Genomic DNA, 11,703 nt, shown 5'->3' on the forward strand with positions numbered 1-11,703 from the left:
ACTGATGAATAGTCTTACAAAGCGAGTGGGTTCCTATTGTGTAAAAGGAGAATACAATGCGCAGTCGCCACAACGACATTTTGCAAGATGACGATGAGTTCACCAGCCTGGCCGCCACATCTCCCAACGATCATAACTATCAGTTTTACTATCACCAGCCCGGCAGCATTTATGACGGATTGGGCTACGGTGCGCTGTTCACGCTGGACAACGCCAACCTGTACAGCAACCAGCGCGGCGGGGCAGCCATCAACAACCTGGGTAAAATCCGCGATAACTTCAGCTTCGATCGCGCCGCCGATCAGTTGACGCGGCCGGGCCTGACGCACAACGGTGATCAGGTGTATCACCAGTCGGCCGCACTGACCTATTCCTTCCTGACGCAGAGCGCGCTGAACCGCATCGGCCAGACCGGCGACGGTGACAAGGGGCTGCAGCCTCTGACTCAGGCGGCACAGGCTCAGGCGCTGAAATCGATGCAGGCGTGGGCCGACGTGGCGAACGTGACCTTTACCGAGGCGGCGTCCACCGATATCAACCACCGCGCGGACATCACCTTCGCTTACTTCACCCAGCGCGCCGACGGCAGCACCGCCGCCGGCAGCGGCCCGAATGCCATCAACGCGTACGCCTATTACCCGCCGAGTTCCAAATCGGGCAGCGATAACGCCTTTGCGGGCACGGTGTGGTTCAACAAGAACTTTGCCACCCATCAGGCGCCGGTTAGCGGTGACTTCAGCAGCCAGACCTTCACCCACGAGCTGGGGCATGCCCTGGGGCTGGCGCACCCGGGATCTTATGACGCGTCGCTGGGCAACCCGAGCTACCAGAACGATGCCGCCTATTATCAGGATTCGTTGCAATACTCGATCATGAGCTATTTCAACGCCGGTTACACCGGCGCCGACACCAAAGGGGTCTATGGCTATGGCCCGATGGTGGATGACATCGCCGCGATCCAAAAATTGTACGGCGCCAACATGAGCACCCGCACCGGCGACACGGTGTACGGCTTCAACTCCAACACCGGGCGCGATTTCCTGACCGCCACGGCGGACAACGGCAAACCGGTCAACTTCGCGGTGTGGGACGCCGGCGGCAACGACACGCTGGACTTCTCTGGCTACAGCCAGCAGCAGATGATCAATCTGAACGACGGCGCGTTCTCCAGCGTCGGCGGCGGCACGCAGAACGTCGCCATCGCGCGCGGGGCGATCATCGAGAACGCCATCGGCGGCAGCGGGCGCGATGTGATCATCGGCAACGATCAGGACAACCTGCTGGCGGGCAACGCCGGCTCCGATATCCTGTACGGCGGCCTGGGGGCGGATCATCTGTGGGGCGGCAAAGACGCCAATAACTTCACCGACTATTTCGTCTATCTCAACGCCAGAGAGTCCACGGTGGCGGCGTTCGACGTGATTGAAGACTTCGAGCACGGCATCGACAAGATCGATCTCTCCGGCCTGCGCTTCAACAACAGCCTGAGTGAGCTGCGCTTTATCGACAGCGGCAACGCCTTCAGCGGCCAGAAAGGCGAGATCCAGCTCAACTTCGACGCTTTCAACGGCACCACCGATCTGCTGATGAACACCCAGAGCAACAGCTATGCCGCCGACTTCAAGATCCACGTGGTCGGGCAGGTGGAGCAGAGCGATATCTTGTTTGCCTGATAAACTGAGCAAATCGTCTCATTATACAAGGGCCTGACGGCCCTTTTTTGGGAGCGTGATCATGAGCGGTTTTTTTTCACAATCAAGATTCGATGTTCGTCTTGAATGGGGAATTCAGGCGGTTGAATTGATGGCGCAGGATGTGGATTGCGTCGTTATCGTCGATGTGATGTCTTTCGCAACCTGTGTGAGCGTTGCATTATCTCGAGGTGCGGTGGTTTACCCTTATCCATGGAAAGATGACAGGGTACAGCAGTATGCCGAAACATTCGGGGCGGTAGTTGCCAATGCCAACCGACGCTTCGCCGGAGAAGGCTACTCTCTTTCACCTGCTTCACTGGCCGCGTTGAATCCGGGCACAAAATTAGTGCTGCCATCACCTAATGGCTCTGCACTGGCGTTTAAGGCTCGTGAGTCAGGAGCCGTGGTGTACGCCGGCTGTTTGAGAAATCTGACGGCGACGGCGGATGCTTGCAACGGGTACAAAAAAATATTGATCGTTGCTGGGGGCGAGAAGTGGCCGGACGGCAGTTTGCGTCCGGCGCTAGAGGACTGGGTGGTTGCAGGCGGCATAGCCTCTCTGTTCTCGGGGAAAACACTGTCCCCAGAAGCCTTGGCGGCCGCAGCTTGCTATCGAACGCTACCAATTAACATATTGTTCGAGTGCAGTTCTGCCCGGGAGCTGATAGAACGCGGCTTTGCCAAAGACGTTGAGCTTTGTCTGACACTTGACGCCGAGAAGGATGCCAGCCGGTTGCAAGACAACTACTTCATTTACACTGACCCGGCCGCCGCCGCGCTTTCCGCTACGAAAGAACCGGTCGTCACCTCGCCGGCGCGGCGGTAGTGGGCCACGATCACGCCGCCGGGCGAGACCACCGAGTGGGTCAGCGTGAAGGCCGCCGGCGCCGCGTTGTCATCGAACAGCCGCTTGCCGCCGCCGAGCAGCACCGGGTAGGTGAGCAAGCGCAGTTCATCCACCAGATCGTTGGCCAGCAGCTGTTGCATCAGCGTGCTGCTGCCCTGCACCAGCAGCACCGGCCCCTGGGTGCGCTTCAGCTCGCGCAGCCGGGCGATGATGTCCCGCCCCAGCCACTGGCTGTTTTCCCACGCCAGCGTTTCGCCGTGGTGGGTGGCGACGTATTTGGTGGCCTGATTGAACGTGCGGGCGATACCGGCGGAAAACGGATCGGCCTCGTCGGTGATGTGCGGCCAGTAGCCGGCGAAGATATCGTAGGTGCGCCGCCCGAGCAGCAGATCGAAAGGTGCTGAGAAAAGATCGCTCATCGTTTCCGCGACGGCGTCATCCCAGTAGGGTGCGGTCCAGCCGCCGAAGCGAAAACCGCCGCTGCGGTCTTCGTCCGGCCCGCCGGGCGCCTGCATCACGCCGTCGAGGCTGACGAACGCGCTGGCAATAATCTGTCGCATGGCTGTCTCCTGCAATTGAGTGCCAGCTGAAAGTTTAGCCGCCGTGCGGCGGCCGCGCCAACCAGCCGCTCAGGGTTGCAGCGCCTTGAGCAACGCCTGATGGAAACGCTCCGGTTCCTCCATTTGCGGCGCATGGCCCAGCCCGGCGAATTCGATCAGCGTGGCGTGCGGGATCAGCTTCGCCGCCTGTTTGCCCAGCTCCGCGTAGTGCCCGATCCTGGCCTTGACCGCCGGCGGGGCGATATCGCTGCCGATGGCGGTGGTGTCGGCGGTGCCGATCATCAGCGTGGTGGGCGTTTGCAGATCCTTGAACTCGTAATACACCGGCTGGGTGAAGATCATGTCGTAGATCAGCGCCGAGTTCCACGCCACCAGGCGGTGGCCCGGCCCGTTGTTCAGCCCGGCCAGCATATCCACCCAGCGATCGTACTCCGGCTTCCAGCGGCCGCCGTAGTAGGTGCGTTGCTCATAGTTGCGGATGCCCTCGGCGGAGGTGTTCAGCTCGCGCGCGAACCATTGATCGACGCTGCGCCACGGCACGCCTTTCGCCTTCCAGTCCTCGAGGCCGATCGGGTTGACCATCACCAGCCGTTCCACCGCCTGCGGATACATCAGGCTGTAGCGCGTGGCCAGCATGCCGCCGGTGGAGTGGCCGATGACGATGGCCCGGCTGATTTTCAGGTTCTGCAGCAGGCCGTGGGTGTTTTGCGCCAGCTGCTGGAAGCTGTACTGGTAATGCGCCGGCTTGGTGGAGGCGCAAAAGCCGATTTGATCCGGCGCGATGACGCGATAACCGGCCTTGCTCAGTGCCTTGATGGTGTCCTGCCAGGTGGCGGCGCAGAAGTTTTTACCGTGCAGCAACAGCGCGGTGCGGCCGTTGGCGGTGCCTTCCGGCGGCACGTCCATATAGCCCATCTTTAACGTCTGCCCCTGTGAGGTGAAGCTGAATTGCTGCAACGGGTAGGGGTAGTGAAAGCCCTGCAGCTCCGGGCCGAACTTCGGCGTTTCGGCGGCGGCGGGGAACGCGGCCAGCGTGGCGCACAGCAGTGCGCTGCGGGTGAATCTCAGCATCCTGATCTCCTGAAAACGGACGAGAGCCGAGTATAGCCACAATCAGGGCGTCGGCGCGCCAGTGGTTTCAGATAATTCTGTAATATGACGGTTTGATTCCCAGCCAGATTCCGGCCACGCTCTTTTTCACAGTGAACGCGGTCACGCCGCGCAACATTGGCGGCGCCTGATGGTTTTATTTCAAGGCTAAGTTATGCGATGCTTAAGCATTATTTATGCAAAAGGATCCTCGCATGTCCGCTTTATCCCGCTGCGCTTTCAGCGAAGGCAGCGTCGCTTTGCCGGAAGGCTATGCCGATCGCACGGTCAACGTCCTGTTGGCCGGCGATGATGTTTCCCCCTCAGTCAATATTTCCCGCGATGCGCTGCAGCCGGCGGAGAACCTGGAAGGCTACGTCACCCGCCAGCTCGATGCGCTGGCGCAGGGGCTGAAAGGCTGGGCGTTCAAAAGCCGCGAGCCGGCGACGCTGGGCGATGGGCTGGCCGCCGGTGAATGGGTGCGCGCCAGCTACCTGCGCGACGGCAAACGCATCTGGCAGAACCAGGCGGTGTTCGCCCTGGCGGAAGGCCGGGTGCTGGTGTTCACCCTGGCGATGGCGCGCAAGCTGACGCCACAAGACGACGCGCTGCTGCAGCAGGTGCTGAGCAGCTACCGGGCGGCCTAACGATGAACTCTTTGCGTAAAAGGACCTTACGATGACCGAAGCGGCTCGCGTCGGCGATATTATCGGGCATTCCCATGCCCTGGCCGGCATGATTGCCGGCACCCTTGTCGGCGGCCTGATCGCCGCCGCAGGCGCGGTGGCGGCGGGGGCGCTGTTCGTCGCCGGCCTGGCGGCCTCCTGTATCGGCGTCGGCGTGCTGCTTATCGGCGCCAGCCTGGCGGTGGGGTATCTCACCGGGGAGGCGGCCACCGCGGCGCGCGACGGCATTGCCGACGCCGGTGCCGGTAGCCTGACCCCCAAAGGCAATATCGTCACCGGTTCCCCCAACGTTTTCATCAACGGCAAACCCGCCGCGCTCGCCACCAATAGCCAGGTGGCCTGCAGCGACGACGGCCCGAGCATGCAGATGGCGCAGGGCTCCGACAAGGTCAGCATCAACGGCCAGCCCGCCTCGCGCGTGGGGGACAAAACCAACTGCGACGCGCAGGTGATGGAAGGTTCGCCCAACGTGTTTATCGGCGGCGGCACCGTCACCACCTTGCCGATCAAGCCCGAAGTGCCGGATTGGCTGTACAAGGTCTCTGACCTGACGCTGCTGTTCGCCGGCCTGGGCGGCGCCGCCGGCAAGTTGGGGGCGCTCGGCAAACTGCTGGGCAAGCTGCCCGGCATCAACAAACTGGCGCGCATCGCCTGCCGTGCCGGCACCCTGATGACCGCGACCGCCGCGGTTGGCATTATCGCCCGGCCGGTGGATATCGTCAGCGGCCAGAAATTCCTCGACGGCGAAGACGATCTCGATTTCGTGCTGCCATCGCGCCTGCCGGTCGCCTGGCAGCGCTATTGGCGCAGCGGCAACCCCGGCGACAGCGTACTGGGCCGCGGCTGGAATCTGTTCTGGGAGAGCAGCCTGCAGCCGTATCAGGACGGCCTGGTGTGGCGCGCGCCTTCCGGCGACTTCGTCGCTTTCCCTATGGTGCCGCGCGGCCACAAAACTTACTGCGAAGCCGAAAAATGCTGGCTGATGCACAACGATGACGGCAGCTGGCAGCTGTTTGACGTCGGCGAACAGATTTTCCACTACCCGCCGCTGGCGGGCGAGCAGCCGAGCCGGCTCAGCATGATCACCGACGCCATCGGCAACGCCACCTCGCTGTTTTACGACGACGAGGGGCTGCTGAGCGAACTGGTGGACAGCGCCGGGCAGCGCCTGATGTGCCGCTATGCGCAGGGCCGCCTGCGCGAAGTGGCGCTGCAAACCGCCGAAGGCGAACGGACGCTGGCGCGCTACGGTTACGATGAGCAGGGCCAACTGACGACGGTGAGCAACCGCGCCGGTGAGGTAACGCGCCGCTTTGGCTGGCGCGACGGCCTGATGATCAGCCACCAGGACGCCGCCGGGCTGCTGAACGAATACCAATGGCAAGAGATCGACGGCGTGCCGCGCGTGACGGCCTATCGCAACAGCGCCGGAGAATCCCTTGAGTTCGGCTATGACTTCGCCGGCGGGCGCCGCAGCGCGGTGCGCGGCGACGGCAAGCGCGCGGAGTGGCGGCTGGATGACGACGACAACGTGGCGCAGTACACCGATTTCGACCAGCGCCGCTACGGTTTTATCTACCAACGCGGCGAGCTGTGCAGCGTGCTGCTGCCCGGCGGCGCGCAGCGCCAGAGCGAATGGGACCCTTACGGCCGCCTGTTGTCGGAGACCGACCCGCTCGGCCGCGTGACGCGCTATCAATATTCGCGCAACAGCGGCCGGCTGTTCGCCGTCGCGTACCCGGACGGCAGCAGCGAGGCGCAGCACTGGGACACGCTGGGGCGCCCAACGCGTTATGTCGATGCGCTGGGCAATACCACGCTGTACCGCTATCCGGATGACGAAGAGAGCCTGCCGGCCAGTGTGATCGACGCGCTGGGCGGGGAAGTGAAGCTGGAGTGGGACGCCCGCGGCCAGCTGACGCGCTACACCGACTGTTCCGGCAGCGTCACGGCTTATACCTACGATGCGCTGGGGCAACTGACGGCGCAGACCGATGCCGAAGGCCACCAGACGCGCTACCTATGGGATAACGGCGGGCGCCTGCACACCCTGATCCACCCGGACGGCGGCGAAGAGCGTTTTAACTGGAATGCGCACGGCCAGCTGGCCGAACATCAGGACGCGCTGGGCAGCCTGACCCGCTGGCAGTACAACGCCCTGGGGTTGCCGGTCAGCATCACCGACCGCATCAACCGCACCCGGCGCTATCACTACAGCCCGCAGGGCTGGCTGACGCGGCTGGAGAACGGCAACGGCGGCGACTACCGCTTCAGCTACGATGCGGTGGGCCGCGTGCTGGCCGAAGAGCGCCCGGACGACACCCGCCACTATTATCGCTACGGCGCGGCCGGGCTGCTGGAAGAGCACCGTGAGGTCGGCCTGCCGGGCGGCGCAGGCGAGCTGACGCAGCGCGAACAGCGCTTCCGCTTCGACGAGGCCGGGCAGCTGGTCTGGCGCAGTAACGCCAGTGCGGAATGGCATTACCGTTTCGACCCTATGGGGCGGCTGCGTGAGCTGAACCGCCTGCCGACGGCGAGCGGCGTGGCGCTGGGCATCGAGCCGGACAGCGTGCAGATGCGCTATGACGCCGCCGGGCGGCTGCTCGGCGAGCAGGGCGTGAACGGCGAGCTGCAATACCAGTGGGATGCGCTGGCCAACCTGCAGGCGCTGACGCTGCCGCAGGGCGATCGCCTGCAGTGGTTGTATTACGGTTCCGGCCACGCCAGCGCCATTAAATTCAACCAGCAGGTGGTGAGCGAATTCACCCGCGATCGCCTGCACCGGGAAACCGGCCGCAGCCAGGGCGCGCTGCAGCAGCAGCGGCGTTACGACGCCATGGGCCGCCGCAGCTGGCAGAGCAGCGCCTTCGGCCACGACAAACTGACCCGGCCGGAAGACGGCGTGCTGTGGCGCGCTTATCGCTACACCGGCCGCGGCGAGCTGGCCGGGGTGAGCGACGCGCTGCGCGGCGAAGTGCACTACGGTTACGACGCCGAAGGCCGCCTGCTGCAACACCGCGAACCCAATCAGGGCAAACCGGGCGCGCGGCTGGTGTACGATCTGGCGGATAACCTGCTGGGCGAGCGCAGCCCGCAGAACGACATCGACGCGCACCTGCCGCTGGCGCCGATCGCCGACAACCGGCTGACGCACTGGCAAAAACTGTTTTACCGTTACGACGCCTGGGGCAACCTGATCAGCCGGCGCAACGGCCTGTATGAACAGCACTACCGCTACGACGCCGACAATCGGCTGGTGCAGGCGCACGGCCGCGGCCCGCAGGGCGAGTTCGAGGCGCAGTACCATTACGACGCGCTGGGCCGCCGCAGCCGCAAGGCGGTGCGCTACAAGGGCAAAACCGAACAGACGACCCGTTTCCTGTGGCAGGGTTACCGGTTGCTGCAGGAGCAGCGCGACGACGGCAGCCGCCGCAGCTGGAGCTACGATCCGGCCAGCCCGTGGAGCCCACTGGCGGCGCTGGAGCAGGCGGGCGACAGCCGCTCGGCGGATATTTACTGGTATCACACCGATTTGAACAGCGCGCCGCTGGAAGTGACCGATGCAGCGGGCAACCTGTGCTGGTCCGGGCAATACGACACCTTCGGCAAGCTGCAGGGCCAGACGGTGGCCGGCGCGGCGAAGCGGCAAGGCGCGCAGTATCAGCAGCCGCTGCGCTACGCCGGGCAATACCAGGACGACGAAAGCGGCCTGCACTACAACCTGTTCCGCTACTACGAACCAGAGGTGGGGCGTTTCACCACGCAGGATCCGATAGGGTTGGAAGGTGGGTTGAACCTGTATCAGTATGCGCCGAACCCGCTGATGTGGGTGGATCCGTTTGGGTTGAGTACCAGAAGAGACCAACTTCCAGGGGATAAAACGCTTGAGACGTCTCGAGCAGCAAGAAGGGAGGCTATGCGTTCACAAGGTATCCCTACATCGCAAACATACCAAGTCCAAGTAGTCGAGGATATAACCCAATCTGAAAACTCAAAACTTAACTCAGGTATTTTGCATGAGGAACGGATTATGAGAAATAATTCTGAGGTTGGTCGTGTAAAAGTGCATCATCAAGGGCATGTTTTCACGGACAATGACACTTTTGAGAAACCACATTATCATGGTACTAAAGGCGAGCATTTCTCTTATGAGAAAGGCCGACCAAGGAATACAAATAAATACAAAGGTGATAGGTGCTTCTAATGAGAACAAAGCTGATTACTGATGCAAAAGCTAGTTTAAAAAAAATTGGTGTCTCAGTAAAAGACACGGATCTTTCTTTAATTAATGTGTTCTCAAGCGACGAATATGAGCTATACATAAAAAAGTTATGGGCAACAATAAATAGCTTTAAGGTTAAAAGGATTGTATTCCTTGATGATGACTATTATGTGGATAACGTAAGTGACAAAATAAAAAGTATAAAAAGAGCTGTGGGTAAAAACGGTTTAATGGAACTGAAGAAAAATGTAATTGAAAAAGAAGATATTATTGTTAATAATAGAAACTATTTTATTGATATGGTTGAGGTTAGTGATGATGTGAGCCTTCTAACTGTGGAGGGAATTTATAAAGCAATATATAGTGGTGGTGGGGTTTATTTATTCTTGCAGGAGGGGTTAATTTGTGAGAGTGATTCACTGTTAGGGTTGATAAAATCGTATAATGATGAGTGTGATATTTCTTGTAAATTACACTTTGGAGAAACTCTGACATCAGAGAGGTATTTCATTCTAACAGGGGGGAATGAACATAATAATTCTCACTTATGGAGTGGAGCTTCAAGGTTGACAGGGGAAGAAGTTGATAAACTCATTGAAAAAACTTCCCATCATTACCCAATGGTATTTGAAAAGCAGATATTAAAGTTTGAAACTCGCTCGCAGAGATAGGGATGTTATGCTGGGATTTATATCTGGAGGTTCTTGGGGGCACTATAACTGTTCGTGAGGTGTTGATATGTGGTTTGAAAATGCTATAGGAAAAGAAAAGATCAAATTCATGTTTAATAATGAGTTTAACATTAAAAATATTGAAGTTGATAATTTCTCATTGGAGCACTTTTCAGATTTAAAGATTAGGTTTTATTGTAAGGATATACCCAAAAAGTATCCTATAAAATGGAACGAAGAGGGCTTTAATGCAATGAGTTTAGTAGTTGCTTTTGGAGATGTCATTCAATTTAATGTTACTGGGTCAAGGGTCGGTTTTTTGTGTTCGCCGATAATAAATTCTTTAAAGGAATTCTCTGAAATAACTATAAAACATCATGGGTTTTATTTTTATTGCAAGGCAAGATTTTTAACTATAGAAAGTATTACTCCATATATCGATGAAAGATGGGACTGGTTGGAATAGGACCAGTGAGATATGCTAAAGTTGTTTATTTGAATAATCACAATAAGGTTACTTGGAGCAACGAAATTAAAGCTAAGCGTGGGTGTTGAGTATCTAATGGAGAGTGTGTTATGAATCTCGTAAAGGTTGATTGGACTCCTGAACATATGGGCGGGAGAAAAACAGTCCCTCCAGCAGGAAAGTATTATGCAGTATCTCGACTTCCTGAGGACAAGGAGTGGCAAAATAATGCCTGGAGCGTTGTTTTTGAGCTAGAGGAATCCAAGTCTGAAAATGGCAAGACGTTTTCGTTGGGAACTGTATATTTTCTTATGGAATCTGCACCTAAAGAGCGTATGGTTCAGCATGATAAATTCGAAATTTACGAAGGTCCCAAAAAAGTAGCGGATGTTTTTCTTCTTCGAACCTGATTATTGATAGTGTTGGTACTGGATAGTGCTAACTACTACAGAACCAGGCGCTAGCTGAACTTCTTTCAGCGAGAGGTAATTGCTGAACCTCATTAGGGCAAGCCGAAGGGGCAGATAAAACCACTCCCTCCAACCTGTTACCCCCCAAACTAAATACCCAATGTGCCGTTAATCAGGGTGCAGCACTGCCCGCCGATCCAGGGTTCGCCGTCAATAAAGCGCACGCTCACGCGGCCATCTCGATTCAGTTGAGTGCCCTGGCGCACCTGGTAGCCCTGTGCGGTCTGGCCGCCGTCGGGAAAGCGGTTGGCCTTCAATAAGCGCGCCAGGCAGGCGTTGGCGCTGCCGGTCACCGGATCTTCAATCAAAACACCGCATTCCACCATAAACGCGCGCATTTCGTAATCGGCCGGTTCGGTTGCGGAGCAGGGGCCATAGATCACCACGCCATCCACATCGCAAGCCGTTTGCAGCCGTTTAATCGTGGCCTGATCCGGCGTCACCGCCAGGCAGGATGGTGCGTCCGGCAGGCGCACCATCAGCCAGCGAATGCCCATCTCGGCAATCACCGGCAGGGGGCCTCCTTCAATCATCGCGGGCCGTAAAGCGGCCATCAGCCGTTCTGTTTCCTCAGCCGCCATTGGGCGGAACTCAACTTCGGGCGCGGCGAACGCCAAGGTGCCTTCCGGCTGGATATTGACCGCCACCAGGCCGACGCCGCATTCCTGCATCACCGTTCCGGGGCGTTTAGGCGCCAATCCGGCTTCCAGCAGGGCGTGTGCGGTGCCCAGCGTCGGGTGGCCGGCGAAGGGCAGCTCCTTTTCGGTAGTGAAGATGCGCACCTTATAATCCGCCGCCGGGTGCGTCGGTTTAAGCACGAAGGTGGTTTCCGAAAGGTTGGTCCAACGGGCCAATGCCAGCATCTGCGCGTCGTTCAGCCCTTCGGCTTCCAGCACCACCGCCACAGGATTGCCGAGCAGCGGCGTGGCGGTGAAAACGTCCACCTGTTTGTAGGCGCGGGGTGTCACATCATCGCTTCTGAGCATTGGCCATCATCC

At 58.8% G+C, this 11,703-nt stretch carries 10 protein-coding genes; 7 read left to right on the top strand and 3 right to left on the bottom strand.

The window, feature by feature from the left end:
- Positions 1-56: 56 nt before the first annotated feature.
- Positions 57-1,673: a serralysin family metalloprotease gene (locus QMZ29_RS06445; protein ID WP_261425950.1), complete on the top strand. Its 1,617-nt coding sequence runs from the start codon at positions 57-59 to the stop codon at positions 1,671-1,673.
- A 61-nt stretch (positions 1,674-1,734) separates the two neighbouring features.
- Entirely contained in the window at positions 1,735-2,520 is a 786-nt protein-coding gene (locus QMZ29_RS06450; RefSeq protein ID WP_115117046.1) for a 2-phosphosulfolactate phosphatase, read from the top strand.
- Here the strand turns inward: QMZ29_RS06450 and QMZ29_RS06455 are convergent.
- Entirely contained in the window at positions 2,448-3,101 is a 654-nt protein-coding gene (locus QMZ29_RS06455; RefSeq protein WP_261425956.1) for a dihydrofolate reductase family protein, read from the bottom strand. The two genes, QMZ29_RS06450 and QMZ29_RS06455, sit on opposite strands and share 73 nt — an antisense overlap.
- A 69-nt stretch (positions 3,102-3,170) precedes the next feature.
- Entirely contained in the window at positions 3,171-4,172 is a 1,002-nt protein-coding gene (locus QMZ29_RS06460; protein WP_173888950.1) for an alpha/beta fold hydrolase, read from the bottom strand.
- 233 nt (positions 4,173-4,405) lie between these two features.
- Here QMZ29_RS06460 and QMZ29_RS06465 point away from each other — a divergent pair, with 233 nt between their 5' ends.
- The 5 genes from QMZ29_RS06465 (at position 4,406) to QMZ29_RS06485 (ending at position 10,645) form a co-directional block, all read left to right on the top strand.
- Positions 4,406-4,837 (top strand): DcrB-related protein, encoded by a 432-nt coding sequence (locus tag QMZ29_RS06465; RefSeq protein WP_049207056.1) that lies wholly within the window; start codon positions 4,406-4,408, stop codon positions 4,835-4,837.
- Between the two features lie 31 nt (positions 4,838-4,868).
- A complete protein-coding gene (locus QMZ29_RS06470; protein WP_282994146.1) occupies positions 4,869-9,080 on the top strand; it encodes an RHS repeat-associated core domain-containing protein in 4,212 nt (1,403 codons plus the stop codon).
- A complete protein-coding gene (locus QMZ29_RS06475; RefSeq protein ID WP_202669465.1) occupies positions 9,080-9,769 on the top strand; it encodes a hypothetical protein in 690 nt (229 codons plus the stop codon). The genes QMZ29_RS06470 and QMZ29_RS06475 overlap by 1 nt, the downstream gene beginning before the upstream one ends.
- A gap of 67 nt (positions 9,770-9,836) precedes the next feature.
- Positions 9,837-10,235, top strand: a complete 399-nt coding sequence (locus tag QMZ29_RS06480) for an Imm50 family immunity protein (RefSeq protein ID WP_197781495.1) — start codon at positions 9,837-9,839, stop codon at positions 10,233-10,235.
- Positions 10,236-10,345: 110 nt separating this feature from the next.
- Entirely contained in the window at positions 10,346-10,645 is a 300-nt protein-coding gene (locus QMZ29_RS06485) for a hypothetical protein (protein ID WP_197781496.1), read from the top strand.
- 149 nt (positions 10,646-10,794) lie between these two features.
- Here the strand turns inward: QMZ29_RS06485 and QMZ29_RS06490 are convergent, their stop codons facing one another.
- Positions 10,795-11,691: a PhzF family phenazine biosynthesis protein gene (locus tag QMZ29_RS06490; protein WP_261425964.1), complete on the bottom strand. Its 897-nt coding sequence runs from the start codon at positions 11,689-11,691 to the stop codon at positions 10,795-10,797.
- Positions 11,692-11,703 lie beyond the last annotated feature (12 nt).

Origin of the sequence: Serratia sp. PF-27 (genome assembly GCF_030053255.1) — a bacterium.
Classification (GTDB): domain Bacteria; phylum Pseudomonadota; class Gammaproteobacteria; order Enterobacterales; family Enterobacteriaceae; genus Serratia; species Serratia bockelmannii.